Raw genomic sequence first — 15,214 nt, 5'->3', positions numbered from 1 at the left:
GCGCGCCCTGCTGGACCGTTTCGAGCGCCAGGTCGACCCCGACGGCATACTGCCGCCGGCCGAGCGTGCACGCCGAGCCGGGCACGCTCCAAGGCCTACTTCGCCCGGCTCGCGCTGCGCTCGGCACAAGCGCGACGAAAGACGCCCGCCGTCGGGAGCGATGCCGATCGCCGGACCGAACAGGACGACGACCAGCCTCAGTAGACGGCCGCGCCTCACCGACTCCTGCGAACAGTCAGCCACCACCCACCGACGGTCTAGCGCCGCGGCGTCCGGCACGTCGCCTGCAGATCGGATGCCCGTGGCCCACTTCCAAGCCTTCGGCCTGCCGGGCGCCGGTGGCGATGCCCGCTGTCATCTCGGTGGCCGCCTTCCGACGTGACTCGGCCATGGCGTACGTAAGCCGGGCCCTGAAGGTTGTGGCCCGGGTCAGCGCAGTCACGCGAGTTTGATGGCGGTGTTGGCGACACTGTCCGGGCGCGACAGGTGCGCTCGAATCGCGTCGTTCTTGATGATTCGTTCGCCGGGTGGCTGCCGCTCTCGACAGCCGGACGGCGCGCAGGACCACAGGAACATGACCGTTGTCGCCACCACTCGACGAGATCGACAATCGGTGGAGTCGGCCGGTCGAGGAGCCGATCGCAAACGGTGACATCTTGCCCTCGACGCCGGCCTCCCTACTCGCCGAGACCCTCAGCCAACTACTCGACGGCGCTCAGGTGGCCATGTCGTCGTTCCGGACATGGCGGGGCCCGGGCTGACCTAGTCGTCGCTCCCCACCCAACTTCTTTCAGCAGATGATCAGAGGCCTCTGACCCGGCAGTCAGAGCCCCCACAACTCAGCGGCGTCAGCGCCGGACAGGCGTGACAGGGCGTCACTGTGTTGCCTCCTTCCCGAGCCGAGGCGTCCGCACCCCAGGCGAGTTCGGTCGGTCACTCAGCGGCGGGAGCCTCCGCCGGCGGTTGGCTCATGGCGACCCAGGTCCGGGTGTTCACGAACTCACGGATGCCGGCCTGGGCGAGTTCGCGGCCGTAGCCGCTGCGCCGAGTGCCGCCGAAGGGCATACGGACGTCGGAAGCGACCACGGCGTTGACGAAACAGGCTCCGGAGGCGATGCGCTCACCCAGCGCCACCCCGCGGTCGAGGTCGGCGGTCCACACGCTCGCCGCCAGTCCGAACGGGGTGTCGTTGGCGATCCGGACCGCGTCGTCCTCGTCCTCGGCCACGATCACCGTGGCCACCGGACCGAAGGTCTCCTCGTCATGGACCGGCATGCCCGGTGACACGTCGGAGAGCACTGTGGGCGCGTAGTAGTTGCCCGACCGGTCCGAGATCGGGTGCCCCCCGGTCAGCACCGTGGCCCCCGCCGCCACGGAAGACCGGACCTGGACGTCGATGCCGTCGACCAGGTCAGCACGCGCCAGCGGCCCGATGTCAGTGCCCGGCGCCTCCGGGTCCCCCACCGTCAGCGACTCGACCGCAGCGACGAAGAGCCGACTGAACTCCTCGGCTACCGGCCGCTCGACGATGAACCGTTTGGCCGAGATGCAGCTCTGGCCCGCGTTCAGGAAGCGCGCCTTCACAGCCAGGGCGGCGGTCCTGGGCAGGTCGGCGTCGGCCAGGACGACGAAAGGGTCCGAGCCACCAAGCTCCAGCACGGACTTCTTGACCGCCCGGCCGGCTGCCACTGCCACGGCGGCGCCGGCCCGCTCGCTGCCGGTCACCGTGACCGCGCCGATGCGCGGGTCCGCGATGAGCTCCGCGGTGGTGGTCGGGACGTCCGCCTCGGCAACCACCAGGGCCGCGAACAGACCGGCCGGGAGACCTGCCTCCGCAAGCACATCGGCGACCACCAGCGCGCAGCCGGTGGTGTTCGGCGAGTGCTTCAGCAGCGCACCGTTGCCCGCCATGAGGGCCGGCACGGCGAATCGGAACACCTGCCAGAGCGGGAAGTTCCAGGGCATGACCGCCAGGACGATGCCGACCGGTTCGTAGCTGATCCAACTGCGGTCAGCCGACGTGGCCACCGGCTCGTCCGCCAGGAAAGCGCCTGCGTTCTCCGCGTAGAAGTCGCACGCCCAAGCGCACTTCTCGACCTCCGCGCGGGACTCGGCCAGCGGCTTGCCCATCTCCCTGGTGATCAGCAATGCCAGTTCCTCGGTGCGTCGGCGGAGCACCGTGGCGGCGGCGGAGACCACCTCGCCTCGTCGCGCCAGGTCCGTGGCGGCCCAGTCCACCTGGGCAGCGGCCGAGGCGGCGACCGCGTCCTCGATGGCCAGCTCGGAGTGCACCGGGTAGACCTCGAGCTCAGCACCGGTGGCGGGGTTGATGGTCGTGATCGCAGCGCGGCTGGTCGTCGCCGTCATGATGGGTTCTCCGGGTCTGAAGGGGACGTCAGCTGGTGGGGAGGGCGCCGCGGTCGCTCGCGGACAGGTGCTCGAAGGTCTCGCCGGTGGCGGTGACGGTGCGGGTGATGTCGCGTCCGCCGTAGACCCAGTAGATGGTCATCTCCCCGTCGCCACGGTTGATGAAGCAGTGCGGGATCCCGGCCGGGACCCAGGTCGCCTGGCCGGCGACGAGGTCGAAGCGCTCCTCGCCGATGACGGCGGTGGCCTCGCCAGCGAAGACCAGCACGGACTCCTCGACGTTGTGCGAGTGCAGCGGGATGGCGGTCCCGGGGGCGAAGATCGTCATCCCGGTGGTGACCCGGTTGGTCTCGTTGGCCGGGGTGTTCCACTTCCCGACGAACGGCAGGGTCTTGACCCCGCTCCCCCGGTCGAACACCTCGATCTGCCCTGGGCGCAGGACCAGACACGGGCCGGTCGCGGGCTGCGCCGATGAGTCGACCGGGTGCGGCGCCGGGACGGGCTGCTCGCCCGCCGCCTGAGACGTGGTCACGCGGCACCTCCCGGCTCGACGGCGCCCGGGGCGGCGACCACCGTTGCGGGGGTTCTCACCTGTGAGCCGGGCACCAGGACCTGGTCGGCCACCGCCCGCCACGCCTTGAAGTGCGGCGAGGAGCGGTGCTCGTCGGCCCACGCAGCCTCGTCACGGTACTTCTCGTAGAACCCGAAGCGCTGTTCGTCCGCGTCCAGTTCGAGGACGTCGAACGTCAGACACCCGGGCTCGTCGCGCAACGCGCTGGCGGCCGCCGTCGAGATCGCCTCCAGGAACACCTCCCGCTTGTCCGGGAGCACCTGCACTGTGACCCACAAGGCGAACACCGCTACCTCATCTCATCGACGGAACCGACGACCGCGCGCCACCGCTGGGCGAGCTGTCGCTCTGGCATTTCTTGGTGGTGAAATACCACGTGCGACCGTACCCTGGTGCTGCCCCGCGGCGCCAGCAGCCCTCCGTGTGACGCCCGCGCGACATGCCGAGCCGCCGTGCCGTGATGCCGTCCCACCGACGCGAGAGGAGCGACCGTGACACCGACGCAGCTCACCCGCCGAGTCGCTGCCGACATCGTCGAGCACATCCGTGACGAGCAGATGCCCCCCGGCACCCGACTGGTGGAGCGGGTCCTCGCCGAACACCTCCGCGTTTCCCGGTCCCCCGTCCGGGGCGCCCTCCGTCTGCTGGCCGACGACGGGGTGGTCGCGCCCAGCGACGCCGGCGGTTACGTCGTCCGGCAGGCGCCCGAGACACTGCCCAGCGCAACCACCCGCCCGCACCCGGCGACCGTGGACGAAGAGCTCTATGCCCGCATCGTCGGGGACCGACTGGACGGGCTGCTGCCAGAACGCGTCACCGAGGCGGCCCTGTCGCGCCGTTACGACCTCACGCCGGCCCAGCTCCGCAGAGTGCTGCGGCGCATCTCCGGGGAGGGCTGGATCGACCGCCTTCCCGGGTACGGCTGGACCTTCCTCCCGATGCTCAGTTCGCTCGCGGCCTACCAGGACAGCTACCGGTTCCGGCTGGCCATCGAACCCGCGGCGATCTTGCAGCCGACGTTCGAGGTCGACCGCTCGGCCATCGAGAAGGTACGGCGGCAACAGCAGGAACTCGTGGAGGGCGGTATCTGGACCGTCGGCAACACCGACCTGTTCGACCTCAACCGGTCGTTCCACGAAGCGGTCATCGCGTGCGCGCGGAACCCGTTCTTCACCGACGCGCTCTGCCGGGTCGACACCTTGCGGCGGCTGATCGAGTACCGGCGATCGCTGCCGCGTGAGCGCGCGATGGTGCGCTGCCGCGAACACGTCGAACTCGCCGACCTGCTCCTGGCCGGCCGGACACAGGCGGCGGCAGCCTTCATGCACGATCACCTCACCACCGTCGGCGAGGAGAAGACCCAGGACCCGGATTGAAGCAAGCGCCGAGACCGGTGGTGACGAGGCTCAGCCGAGCAGACCGCGTACGACGAAGCGCATGATGCCGCCGTGCCGGTAGTAGTCGGCTTCCCGCGCGGTGTCGAGGCGGACGCGGGCCTGGAACGGCCGACCGTCCGCCACGACCGTCACCGTCGCCGGCCCGCCGGCCTGGGCCACCGCCTCGGCCACGCCCCGGACGTCGAGCACCTCGTTGCCGGTGAGCCCGAGGGTGTCGGCGTTCTCGCCATCGAGGAACTGCAGCGGCAGGACGCCCATGCCCACCAGGTTCGACCGGTGGATGCGCTCGAAGGACTCGGCCAGCACTGCACGCACGCCCAGCAGGGCCGGCCCCTTGGCGGCCCAGTCCCGGGAGGAGCCGCTCCCGTACTCCTTGCCGGCGAGCACGAGCGACGGCACGTCGGCGTCGCGGTAGGCCAGCGCAGCGTCGTAGACGGAGGTGATCTCCCCGGTGAGCAGGTCCTGCGTCCAGCCGCCGACCTTGCCCGGGACGAGCTGGTTGCGCAGCCGCACGTTGGCGAAGCAGCCGCGCATCATCACCTCGTGGTTGCCGCGCCGGGAGGCGTAGGTGTTCAGCTCGAACCGTGGCACACCGAGGCCGGCCAGGTACTGCCCGGCCGGGGTGTGTGGCGGGACCGCGCCGGCCGGGGAGATGTGGTCGGTGGTCACCGAGTCGCCGAGCTTGACCAGCACCCGCGCGCCGGAGATGTCCTGAACCGGGAGCGGTTCGGCGGACATGTCGTCCAGGTAGGGCGGACGGCGCATGTAGGTCGAGTCGTCGTCCCAGTCGAAGGTCTCCCCCACCGGCGCGTCGAGCCCCTGCCACCGTTCGTCGCCGGAGAAGACGTCGGCGTAGGCGCGGGTGAACATGTCTGCGTCGATGGACCCCTCGATGACCGCCTGGACCTCTGTCGACTCCGGCCACACGTCGCGCAGGTACACCGGCTCTCCGTCGGAACCCAGCCCCAGGGGTTCGGTCATCAGGTCGACGTCCATGGTCCCGGCGATGGCGTAGGCCACCACCAGCGGCGGTGAGGCCAGGTAGTTCATGCGCACGTCGGGGTTGATGCGCCCGTCGAAGTTCCGGTTTCCGGACAGCACGGAGACGACCGTGAGGTCGTGGTCGTGCACGGCGGCGGAGACCTCCTCGATCAACGGCCCTGATGCCCCGATGCAGGTCATGCAGCCGTAGCCGGCGAGATGGAAGCCCAGCCGCTCGAGGTACGGGGTGAGCCCCGCCTCGTCGAGGTAGTCGGTGACCGTCCGGGAACCGGGCGACAGGCTGGTCTTCACCCACGGCCTGGCGTGCAGTCCCCGCTCGACGGCCTTCTTCGCCAGCAAGCCGGCAGCCACCATCACCGATGGGTTCGACGTGTTGGTGCACGACGTGATCGCGGCGATCGCGACAATGCCGTGAGCAAGCTCCTCGGCTCGGCCGTGCAGGGTGACCGGGACGGTGCCGGACGTCCGCGGTGAGTCCGGCACGTCAGATGCGGGCATGGCAGGCAGGTCGGCGACGGGCGTCTCGGAGTCGATGGCGGGTGCGTCACTGGCCGGGAAGGACTCCTGCGAGGCCTCGTCCACCCAGGAGCGGACGGCGGCGGACGTGGGCGCGTCGTCCAGGGCCAGCGCCGTGGCCAGAGCGGACCGGAACCCCTCTTTGGCCCCGTCCAGCGGCACCCGCTGCTGCGGCCGGCTCGGCCCGGCCAGCGACGGGACGACGCCGGCCAGGTCCAGCTGCAGCAGCTCGGTGTAGCGGGGCACGACCGTCGGGTCGTGCCACAGCCCCTGGTCCTTGGCGTAGGCCTCCACCAGGGTCACTCGCTCCTCGGCACGTCCGGTGAAGCGCAGGTACCTCAGGGTCTCCTCGTCGATCGGGAAGAAGGCGCAGGTGGAGCCGAACTCCGGGCTCATGTTGGCGATGGTCACGCGGTCGGCGAGCGAGGTCTGCGCGACGCCCGGTCCGTAGAACTCGACGAACTTCCCGACCACGCCGTGCGCACGCAGCATCTCGGTGATCGTCAGCACCAGGTCGGTGGCGGTCGCGCCCTCGGGCAGCGCACCGTGCAGGCGCACCCCCACGACCGGCGGCAGCAGCATCGACAGCGACTGCCCCAGCATCGCGGCCTCGGCCTCGATGCCGCCGATGCCCCAGGCGAGCACCCCCAGGCCGTTGACCATGGTGGTGTGGGAGTCGGTGCCCAGGCACACGTCGGGGAAGGCCCAGCCGTCCCGCTCCATGACCACGCGCGCCAGGTACTCGACGTTGACCTGGTGCATGATCCCGGTGCCCGGCGGGACGACGGCGAAGTTCTGCAGGGTCGACTGGCCCCAGCGCAGGAACCGGTAGCGCTCGCTGTTGCGGGCGTACTCGATCTCGACGTTGCGGACGAAGGCATCTGAGGTGCCGAACACGTCGGCGATCACCGAGTGGTCGACCACCAGCTCCGACGGGATGACCGGGTTGACCAGCCCGGCGCGTCCGCGCAGCGCGTGCGCGGCGTCGCGCATGGCGGCGAGGTCGACCAGCGTCGGCACACCATTGGTGTCGTGCAGGAAGATCCGGGACGGGGTCAGGTCCACGGCCGCCCCCGCGGCGCCGTCCTGGCCCCATGCCAGCAGCGCCTGGACCTGCTCGGCCGTGACCCGCACGCCGTCCTCGTGGCGCAGGAGGTTCTCCAGCACGATCCTGAGGCTGATCGGCAGGCCCTCCGGCGCGATGCCGGCGAGCCGGTGGACGGCGTAGCTGCGCTCCCCCACCGCCAGCTTCCCCGCGGTGCCGAAGCTGTTGCGCTCGACGACTGTGCCCTGCGTGCTCATGCGGTGTCTTCCTCCTCCGGCGCGAGCGGCCGGCAGAACGTGTTGATGTGGGTGCCTGGCACCACGCAGCGCGCGGCCACCTGCTGCCAGGCGGCGTAGTGCGGCGCCGAACGGTGGGCGGTGTAGAAGGCGTCCTCGTCGACGTAGACCTCGTGCAGCACGAACCGGGTCGGGTCGTCGACCTGCTGGTGAACGTCGAAGCGGAGGCAGCCCGGCTCGTCGCGGAGCGAGGCGCGGGCGTTCTCCGTGATGCCGGCGACGAACTCCGCCAGCAGCTCGGCGTGCGCGGCGAGGTTCACCACGACGGTGAGCATCAGGAGGTCGCCGCCAGGAGGTCGGAGCTGATCCCACAGCTCGCGCCGAGCTCGCGGAGCTCGTCGACGGTCGCGCGCGGCAGAACGACGCCATCTCGCTGCGCGCGTTCCCCGGCCCGGTTCTCGATCTCGCCCGGGTAGAAGATCTCGGTGGCGCCCTGCGCGAGCGGGACGGCCTTGGTGATGCCGATGAGGTCGTCGATGCGTCGGTCGAACTCGGCCGGCTCGATGACCGCGTCGATGCGCAGCGCCAGGACCAGGTGCCCGCAGCCGCTGCGGCGGTCGGGCACGTAGGGCCCGGCGACGCCGGTGGCGTACGCGCTGCCGGTCAGCACGCCGGACAGGACGTCCATCATGAACGAGATGCCGTAGCCCTTGTGACCGGCCATCGGCAGCAGGAGGCCGTCGATCGCCGCGTGCGGGTCGGTGGTGACGGCGCCGTCGGAGTCCAGCGCCCAGGTGTCGGGGATGGTCTCGCCCCGTTGCACAGCGGCGTAGATCTTGCCGCGAGCGACACCCGTGTTGGCGATGTCGAGCACCACCGGGCCGGAGCTGCCGCCGGGGGTGGCGATCGACCACGGGTTGGCGCCGACGGTCTTCTGCGTCCCGCCCCACGGGGCCATTGCCGGGCTGCCGTTGGTGGTGAGGATGCCGATGCAGCCCGCGGCGGCCATCCGCCGCGTCCAGTAGGCGGCCGTGCCGAAGTGGTTGCTGTTGCGCACCGCGACGACGCCCACCCCGTGCTGCCCGGCCCGGATCACGGCGTCCTGACAGGCCCGGTCGGTGACGATCTGGCCGACGCCGTCGCCCCCGTCGACCACGGCGACCGCACCGGCGTCGATGACCGTCCGTGGGTCCGTCACCGGGGTCATGACGCCCGAGCGCAACCGCGCGGCGTACCAGCTGAGGCGGAGCATCCCGTGCGAGGCATGCCCCCACATGTCGGCGGTCACCAGGCTGTCGCTGACCAGCCGGGCGTCGTCCTCGGGTACCCCGAGGGACGCCAGCACCCGGGTGCCGAACCCGGTAAGGTCCGCGGCGTCGAGCCGCGCGTCTGCCCCGCTCATCGGCGCGCCCCAGCGGTGCGGGCCCGCAGGTCGGCGGCCTGGTCCTCAGACAGCGGGCGGGTCCGGTGGCCCTGCAGCAGCAGGAACAGGCGGGCGGTCTCCTCCAGCTCCTCCACCGCGTCCGCGGCCGCGGCCAGGTCGGCGCCGGCCACGACGGGCCCGTGGTTGGCCAGCAGGAAGGCAGAGTGCCGCCGAGTCGTCTCCTCCGCGAGCGGTCCCAGGCCGTCGTCACCGGGTGCGTGGTAGGGCAGCAGGGGCAAGGTGCCCACCCGCATCACGTAGTAGGCGGTCAGCGGAGGGAGCACGTCGTCGGAGGGCAGGCCCTCCAGACAGGAGACGGCCACCGCGTGGGTGCTGTGCAGGTGCACGACGGCACCGGCGTCCGGACGGGAGCGGTAGACGGCCGCGTGCAGGAACGCCTCCTTCGACGGCCTCGGCCCCTCGACGTGCCGGCCGTCGAGGTCGAGGACGGAGAGGTCACCGAGTGCACCCAGACTCGCGCCGGTCGGCGTGACGAGGACTCGCTCGCCGTCGCGGATGCTGATGTTGCCCGTCCGTCCGAAGGTGAGGCCGCGGGTGAACATCGACGCACCCAACGCGACGACGTCCGCTGCGGTGTCGGTCATCGTGTGGCTCCGCCCACGGCGCGGACCAGGAGGTCGGGCCGGCCGAAGTTCCCGGACTTGAGCAGCAGCGACAGCTGCGGCTCGGTGGTGGTGGTGCACCACGGCACGCCGGGGTCCTCTTCGCCGTGCACGACCACGGAGCGCACGCCCAGGGCGGTCACCACCGCGCCAGAGGTCTCCCCGCCGGCGACGACGACGCGGCGGACACCGAGGTGCACCGCGGCGCCTGCCAGCGCGCCGAGTGTCCGCTCGAGCACCTCGGCGATGCCCGGTCCCATCGCGGCCAGGCCCGCCGCGCGCTCCGCGGCCGGAGCCGAGGAGTACAGGAGGACGGAGCCGTGGCCGACGTTCTCCTCCAGCCAGGCCCGGGCCTTGGCCAGCAGTACGTCCTCGTCCGGGGTGGCGGCTGGGTCGAGGCGGTAGGCGGGGAAGACGGCGCGTGCCTGCGCCACCTGCTCCAGGGTGGCGGCCGAGCAGCTGCCGGCCAGGATGACCGCGGGTCCGGCCGGCATCGCCGCCGGTCCGCCGTCGACCGGGGCCACGCCGCGGCGCAGCACGGCCCCGACCGCCCGGGCCAGGCCCGCCCCACCGGTCAGCAACGGGAGTTCGGCCACGGCCGGGGCGAGCGTGCCCAGGTCGGCGTCGTCGGCGACGTCGGTGACGACGTGCCGCACGCCGTCGGCCGCCAGCTGCAGCATCGCTCCCTGCGCTGCCCGGGTGCCGCCGCGCAGTGCCTGCAGCGGGAGCAACCCCACCCGGTGCGGCGTCTGTCGGGACAGGACCTGCACCAGGTCGGGATCGGTCATCGGGGTCAGCGGGTGCTGCGCCATCGACGACTCGGACAGCAGTGTCGAGCCGACGAACAGGTGCCCCTGGTACACGGTGCGCCCGTGCTCGGGGGTGGCCGGGCAGATCACCGTCACGTCCCCGCCGACCGCCTCGAGCAGCGCGTCGGTGACCGGTCCGATGTTCCCCGCGTCGGTGGAGTCGAACGTCGAGCAGTACTTGAAGTACAGGCGCGGGATCCCGAGACCGGTCAGCCACCGCTGGACGGTCAGGGACTGCTCGACCGCCTCGGCCGCCGGGATCGTCCGGCTCTTCAGCGCCACCACCACCGCATCACAGGCAGGCACCGTCTGCTCCGGCTCCGGTGTGCCGAAGTGCAGGACCACCCGCAGCCCAGCTCGGCGCAGCCCTGCGGCGACGTCCGTGGCGCCCGTGAAGTCGTCGGCGATGCAGCCCAGCAGCGGCGCCGGCAGCGACGAGGTCATGCCTTCCCCACGGTGGTCAGCTGCGCTCGCAGGGTCTCTGCCGCCAGATGGGGAGGGCTGAGCACCGGCACGGACACCGCCGCGGCGACCGCGGACGCTGCGGGCGTGATCGAGAACTGACCGATGACGATCGCGTCGACGTCTCGCTCGACGGTCCGGGCAGCTTCGACCATGCACGCCTCCAGGGACGGCAGGTCGCCGGCGGCCGCGGCCGCCGCAGCGCCGTCCACGACGAGGCCCCGCACGGAGGTCGAGGCGTCACCCAGGTGCTCCTCGAGGCGGCGCACCGTGTCCTGGACACCGGCTGCCACCGGCCCCAGGACCGCGACCTCCTGAGGGGCGAGCGCCGTCACCGCAGCGAACACCGCGTCGTCGGAGGCCATCAGGGGGGCCTGCGCCGCAGCCACCTCGTGCGCCACGGAGCCGTACATCGAGCAGGTCAGCAGGACAGCGTCGGCGCCTCCGTCCCGGGCCTGCTCGATGAGGCGCTCCATCCGCCGGCGGAGGGACGGGGTGATCTCCCCCGCCTCCTCCGCCTGACTGATCAGCAGGTCGTCGAGCAGGTTCCACAGACGCGCCTGGGGGAACCTCTCGGCGAAAGCGGCGCGGGCGGGCGCCATGGCCGCGGGCGTCGCGTGGATCAGTGCGACCGTCGGCGTCGCCGGGGTCATCGCCGGGTCCTCCTTGCTCCTGGTCGGTCCGGCCGCTCAACCGGCCTGGACGGCTGAGACGACTGCAGCGGCGAAGCCGCTGCAGGTGGCGTCGCCGCCCATGTCCCGGGTTGCGGTGCCGGCGGCCACGGTGGCGTCGACCGCGCGCTCGATGCGGTCCGCGGCGTCAGCCAGACGGCCGTCGTCGTGCTTGCCGGCCAGCCAGTCCAGCAGCATGGCCGTGGACAGGATCATGGCGATCGGGTTGGCGATGTCCCGCCCGGCGATGTCCGGGGCGGAACCGTGCGACGCCTGCGCCATCGCGTGGGTGGCCGAGGAGTTGACGCTCGGGGCGATCCCCAGGGACCCGGCGATCTCGCCGGCGAGGTCGGACAGGATGTCACCGAACATGTTCTCGGTGACGATCACGTCGAACGTGTCCGCCCGGCGCACCAGGTGGACGGTCATCGCGTCGATGTGGAAGTCGTCGACGGTCACGTCCGGGTAGTCAGCGGCGACCTCCCGGCAGACGTCGCGGAACAAGCCGGTGGTCAGCCTGAGCACGTTCGCCTTGTGCACGATCGTCAGCTTCTTGCTGCGCCGGCTGGCGAGGTCGAAGGCCTCTCGCGCGATCCGCTCGCAGGCCGGCCGGGTGATGATCCCCATCGCGATGGCCACGTCCGGGGTGGGCATGAACTCACCGGTCCCGGCGAAGGTGTTCCGGTCGGCGTAGAACCCCTCGGTGTTCTCGCGGACGATCACCAGGTCCGTGCCGGGGACGACGGCGCTGCCGCCCTGGAAGGCCTTGGCCGGACGGATGTTGGCGAACAGGTCGAAGTGCTTGCGGATGGTCCCGCTCGGGTTGAGCCGGGACTTGTGCGGCTCCGGATAGGCGGCGCTGTCATGCGGCCCGAGCAGCCAGGCGTCCAGCCCGGCCAGGGTCTCGAGCGTCGACTCCGGCACTGCGGTCCCGTGGGTGTCGATGGCCGAGGCACCGAGCGGCAGCTCCTCCCACGCCACCGGCGGCAGGCCCGCGGCGGCGAAGGCGGCGTCGACGATCGCGACGGACGCGGGGACGATCTCGGGTCCGATGCCGTCGCCGTGCAGGACGCCGAGTCGGTAGGTGCGGGGGGCGGGCGTGGTCATGAGAACCTCTCGTGGCTGGGTCGGGGCGGGACGCTGGGCCGGGACGGCGACATCGCGGCCCAGGGATGAGCAGGTGTCGGATCCGTCAGGCGACGGTGAGGAGCTCCTCGGCCTCGGCCGAGGGCACCTCGGCCGAGGGGTAGAGCAGGGTGGTTGCTGGGTCGAGCACCAACCGGACCGTGCCCGACAGGGTCTGGCGCTTGCTCTCCACCTGCACGATGTGGTCACCGAGCCGCAGGTCGTACTCGTAGCGGGAGCCGACGTAGGAGCTGGAGAGCACCTCGGCGTCGATGGTCGAGCAGCCGTCGGGGGCAGCCTGGTCGGCCGGGAGGATCTCCATCCGCTCCGGCCGGATGGCCACGACGACCTGCTGCCCCGTCCGCACCGACTCCTGAGTGCGCACCGCGACCGTGTCGCCGCTGGCGTCCAGCGTCACGTCCACCAGGCCGTCCCGCGAGTCGGTGACGACGCCACGGAGGAAGTTGCACCGGCCCACGAAGGCGGCGACGGCCGCCGTCGCCGGCGCTTCGTAGATCTCGTGGGGCGTGCCGACCTGCACCATTTCGCCCTCCGACATGACGGCGATCCGGTCGCTCAGGGCCAGGGCCTCGTCCTGGTCGTGGGTGACGTAGACGGTCGTGATGCCCAGGTCGGCCTGCAGCCTCTTCAACCACGCGCGGGCCTGCTCGCGCAGCTTGGCGTCCAGGTTTGACAGCGGCTCGTCGAGCAGCAGCACCTTCGGGGAGTACACCAGCGCGCGGGCCAGGGCGACACGCTGCTGCTGCCCACCCGACAGCTGGTGCGGATAGCGATCGCCCAGGTCTGCGAGCCCCACCTTGTCCAGCGCCTCGTGGATGCGGGTGGCCCGCTCCTCCTTGCCCAACTTCCGGATCTTCAGCGGCATGGCCAGGTTGTCGCGGATCGACATGTGCGGCCACAGCGCATAGCTCTGGAACACCATGCCGAGGTTGCGGGCCTCCGGCGGCAGGAAGACCTTGCGCTCCGTGTCGACGAACGTCTCGTCAGCCACGGTGATCCGCCCGGAGGTGGGCTGCTCGAGCCCGGCGATGCAGTTGAGCGTGGTGGACTTCCCGCAGCCGGACGGCCCGAGGAGGGTGAAGAACTCGCCGTCCTTGATCGTGACGGAGACGCCCTTCAGGACGGCGACATCGCCGAACTGCTTGCGGAGGTCGGAGACGATGACGTCAGGCATCCTTGCGGCCCTTTCTGAGGAGGAGTCCGGCGACGCCGGCGAAGGCGGCCGTGATGAGGATCTGGATGGTCGCCAGCGCGGCGACGGAGCCGGTGTTGCCCTGGACCCAGAGCTCGAGCATCGTCGTGCCGATGATGTTCGAGTCGGCCGACGCCAGGAAGATCGCCGGCGAGTACTCCTTGAGCATCGTCACGAAGGTCAGGACCAGCGCACCCACGAACGCCGGGGTGAGCAAGCTGCGCAGGATGACCGCGAACGTCTTGACCCAGTCCGCGCCGGAGACCCGGGCGGCGTTGTCCAGCTCCTGCCCGATCTGCATGATCGACGGCGCGATCGAGCCGAATCCACTGGGGAGCGCCCGGAGACCGAAGCCGATGATCAGCGCGATCAGCGTGCCCTGGACCAGTGCGCCGGCGTTGAAGGGCGCGTAGGCGAAGGCCCAGAACAGGCCGATGCCGATGATGAGGCCCGGCATCGCCTGAGGCGCCAGCGACAGGTACTCCACCGCCCGCGCGAACCGGAAGGTCGACCGGCGGGCCACCACCACCGCCAGCAGGGCGAAGGCGCTCACGAGCACGGCGCCCACACCGGCGACGATCAGGCTGTTGTAGATCGACCGCACGTACACCGGGTAGGTGACGATGCGGTCGTAGTTGTCGCCGGTCAGCGACTGGAACGGCGACTGCAGGGGCGTGAAGATGCGGGTGAACGAGCGGAACACGAGTCCGCCGATCGGCAGCAGGGCGCCGAAGACCAGGTAGAAGCCGATCAGGCCGACGCTGAGCCACTTCACCCAGCCGAGGTCGAGCTGCCGGGGCCGGGTCGCCTTGCCCCGGACCGAGACGAAGCGCTGAGCGTTCTTCAACAGCTTCGCCTGGAGGAAGACCAGCCCGACCGTGACGAAGAGGATCAGAACCGATGCAGCCCCGAGGATGCCGTAGTCCGGGTTGATGGACTGCAGGCCGTTGGTGTACAGGAAGGTCGAGAAGACCTGGATCCCGACGGGCTGCCCGTAGAGGAGCGGCACGCTGAGCGTCTCCACCGACATGCTGAAGACCAGGATCGAGCTGTACACCATCGGCGGCCGCAGCATCGGCACGATGACGGAGAAGAGGATGCGGAAGGGACCGGCACCGCAGACCTGCGCGGCCGACTCGAGCGAGGAGTCGGACTGCCGGAGCGCGTTGGCGCAGAAGACGTAGGCGATGGGTGCCAGCGCGACGGCCTCGGTGATGGCCATCCCGGGGATGGAGTACAGGTTCCACGGCACGGTGCCCACCAGCTGGCGCACCCAGGTGCTCACGAAGCCGGCCGGGCCGTACATGGTGATCCAGCCGAAGCCGAGGATCAGCGACGAGATGAAGAACGGCCACTGCATGCTGGCGGCCAGGAAGCGGCCGCCGGGGACCCTCGTCCGGACCACGACGACTGCCATCGGTACGGCGATGACGAGCGTCAGGACGGTCGTTCCGAGGGCGAACAGGGCAGTGTTGACGATGACCCGACCGAATCCTGCGTCGGTGAACAGCCGGCCGTAGTTGTCGGCGGTGAGGATGCCGCCCGCCTCGTACAGCGGCCGGTCGGTGAAGGACTGGATGAGGGTGGGGACGATCGGCGCCAGCACGAGCAGCGCCAGGAACCCGAGGACGAGCCAGTGCACCCAGGACTCGCGGCCCGCGCCGAGGATGCGGCGGTAGCGGGGCGGTGACATGTCGGGGACGTTGCCCGACAGGGCGGGTGCGGCGAGGGGGTCGGTCAGGACCGCCATGGTG

Annotated in this window: 13 protein-coding genes; 1 reads left to right on the top strand and 12 read right to left on the bottom strand. The window is 71.0% G+C overall.

Going from position 1 to position 15,214, the window contains the following annotated elements:
- Positions 1-933: 933 nt before the first annotated feature.
- Genes ACWIX6_RS08880 through ACWIX6_RS08870 form a run of 3 tightly spaced genes read right to left on the bottom strand, consistent with a single transcriptional unit; the run spans position 934 to position 3,225 of the window.
- On the bottom strand, positions 934-2,367 hold the full coding sequence (locus ACWIX6_RS08880; protein ID WP_448616482.1) for an NAD-dependent succinate-semialdehyde dehydrogenase: 1,434 nt from the start codon (positions 2,365-2,367) through the stop codon (positions 934-936).
- Between the two features lie 28 nt (positions 2,368-2,395).
- Positions 2,396-2,899 carry a cupin domain-containing protein gene (locus ACWIX6_RS08875; RefSeq protein WP_448616481.1) on the bottom strand — a complete coding sequence of 168 codons (504 nt, stop codon included), beginning with the start codon at positions 2,897-2,899 and terminating at the stop codon, positions 2,396-2,398.
- Positions 2,896-3,225 (bottom strand): putative quinol monooxygenase, encoded by a 330-nt coding sequence (locus ACWIX6_RS08870; protein WP_448616480.1) that lies wholly within the window; start codon positions 3,223-3,225, stop codon positions 2,896-2,898. The genes ACWIX6_RS08875 and ACWIX6_RS08870 overlap by 4 nt, the downstream gene beginning before the upstream one ends.
- A 204-nt stretch (positions 3,226-3,429) precedes the next feature.
- On the opposite strand from ACWIX6_RS08870, the gene ACWIX6_RS08865 reads away from it, so the two are divergent.
- On the top strand, positions 3,430-4,314 hold the full coding sequence (locus tag ACWIX6_RS08865; protein ID WP_448616479.1) for a GntR family transcriptional regulator: 885 nt from the start codon (positions 3,430-3,432) through the stop codon (positions 4,312-4,314).
- Between the two features lie 30 nt (positions 4,315-4,344).
- Here the strand turns inward: ACWIX6_RS08865 and acnA are convergent, their stop codons facing one another.
- The 9 genes from acnA to ACWIX6_RS08820 form a co-directional block, all read right to left on the bottom strand.
- Positions 4,345-7,155, bottom strand: coding sequence for an aconitate hydratase AcnA (acnA, locus tag ACWIX6_RS08860; protein ID WP_448616478.1), 2,811 nt, complete (start codon positions 7,153-7,155; stop codon positions 4,345-4,347).
- Positions 7,152-7,469, bottom strand: a complete 318-nt coding sequence (locus ACWIX6_RS08855) for a putative quinol monooxygenase (RefSeq protein WP_448616477.1) — start codon at positions 7,467-7,469, stop codon at positions 7,152-7,154. The genes acnA and ACWIX6_RS08855 overlap by 4 nt, the downstream gene beginning before the upstream one ends.
- Positions 7,469-8,536: an Ldh family oxidoreductase gene (locus ACWIX6_RS08850; protein WP_448616476.1), complete on the bottom strand. Its 1,068-nt coding sequence runs from the start codon at positions 8,534-8,536 to the stop codon at positions 7,469-7,471. Before ACWIX6_RS08850 ends, ACWIX6_RS08855 begins: the two co-directional genes overlap by 1 nt.
- Entirely contained in the window at positions 8,533-9,162 is a 630-nt protein-coding gene (gene otnC, locus ACWIX6_RS08845; protein ID WP_448616475.1) for a 3-oxo-tetronate 4-phosphate decarboxylase, read from the bottom strand. Before otnC ends, ACWIX6_RS08850 begins: the two co-directional genes overlap by 4 nt.
- Positions 9,159-10,433, bottom strand: a complete 1,275-nt coding sequence (gene otnK, locus ACWIX6_RS08840; RefSeq protein WP_448616474.1) for a 3-oxo-tetronate kinase — start codon at positions 10,431-10,433, stop codon at positions 9,159-9,161. The genes otnC and otnK overlap by 4 nt, the downstream gene beginning before the upstream one ends.
- Positions 10,430-11,104 carry an AroM family protein gene (locus ACWIX6_RS08835; protein ID WP_448616473.1) on the bottom strand — a complete coding sequence of 225 codons (675 nt, stop codon included), beginning with the start codon at positions 11,102-11,104 and terminating at the stop codon, positions 10,430-10,432. Before ACWIX6_RS08835 ends, otnK begins: the two co-directional genes overlap by 4 nt.
- 36 nt (positions 11,105-11,140) lie before the next feature.
- Positions 11,141-12,229 carry an isocitrate/isopropylmalate dehydrogenase family protein gene (locus ACWIX6_RS08830; RefSeq protein WP_448616472.1) on the bottom strand — a complete coding sequence of 363 codons (1,089 nt, stop codon included), beginning with the start codon at positions 12,227-12,229 and terminating at the stop codon, positions 11,141-11,143.
- A gap of 85 nt (positions 12,230-12,314) precedes the next feature.
- Positions 12,315-13,442: an ABC transporter ATP-binding protein gene (locus tag ACWIX6_RS08825; protein WP_448616471.1), complete on the bottom strand. Its 1,128-nt coding sequence runs from the start codon at positions 13,440-13,442 to the stop codon at positions 12,315-12,317.
- Positions 13,435-15,210 (bottom strand): ABC transporter permease, encoded by a 1,776-nt coding sequence (locus tag ACWIX6_RS08820; RefSeq protein WP_448616470.1) that lies wholly within the window; start codon positions 15,208-15,210, stop codon positions 13,435-13,437. Before ACWIX6_RS08820 ends, ACWIX6_RS08825 begins: the two co-directional genes overlap by 8 nt.
- Positions 15,211-15,214 lie beyond the last annotated feature (4 nt).

This window comes from Modestobacter sp. URMC 112, from assembly GCF_053502575.1.
Note: the sequence above shows the minus strand (reverse complement) of the source record. Positions and strands in the feature narration are given on the sequence as shown.

Excerpts from the sequence above, each read along its gene's own strand:
- ACWIX6_RS08880 (WP_448616482.1), bottom strand. The coding sequence starts at position 2,367 with ATGACGGCGACGACCAGCCGCGCTGCGATCACGACCATCAACCCCGCC.
- acnA (WP_448616478.1), bottom strand. The coding sequence starts at position 7,155 with ATGAGCACGCAGGGCACAGTCGTCGAGCGCAACAGCTTCGGCACCGCG.
- ACWIX6_RS08855 (WP_448616477.1), bottom strand. The coding sequence starts at position 7,469 with ATGCTCACCGTCGTGGTGAACCTCGCCGCGCACGCCGAGCTGCTGGCG.
- ACWIX6_RS08850 (WP_448616476.1), bottom strand. The coding sequence starts at position 8,536 with ATGAGCGGGGCAGACGCGCGGCTCGACGCCGCGGACCTTACCGGGTTC.
- otnC (WP_448616475.1), bottom strand. The coding sequence starts at position 9,162 with ATGACCGACACCGCAGCGGACGTCGTCGCGTTGGGTGCGTCGATGTTC.
- otnK (WP_448616474.1), bottom strand. The coding sequence starts at position 10,433 with ATGACCTCGTCGCTGCCGGCGCCGCTGCTGGGCTGCATCGCCGACGAC.
- ACWIX6_RS08835 (WP_448616473.1), bottom strand. The coding sequence starts at position 11,104 with ATGACCCCGGCGACGCCGACGGTCGCACTGATCCACGCGACGCCCGCG.
- ACWIX6_RS08830 (WP_448616472.1), bottom strand. The coding sequence starts at position 12,229 with ATGACCACGCCCGCCCCCCGCACCTACCGACTCGGCGTCCTGCACGGC.
- ACWIX6_RS08825 (WP_448616471.1), bottom strand. The coding sequence starts at position 13,442 with ATGCCTGACGTCATCGTCTCCGACCTCCGCAAGCAGTTCGGCGATGTC.
- ACWIX6_RS08820 (WP_448616470.1), bottom strand. The coding sequence starts at position 15,210 with ATGGCGGTCCTGACCGACCCCCTCGCCGCACCCGCCCTGTCGGGCAAC.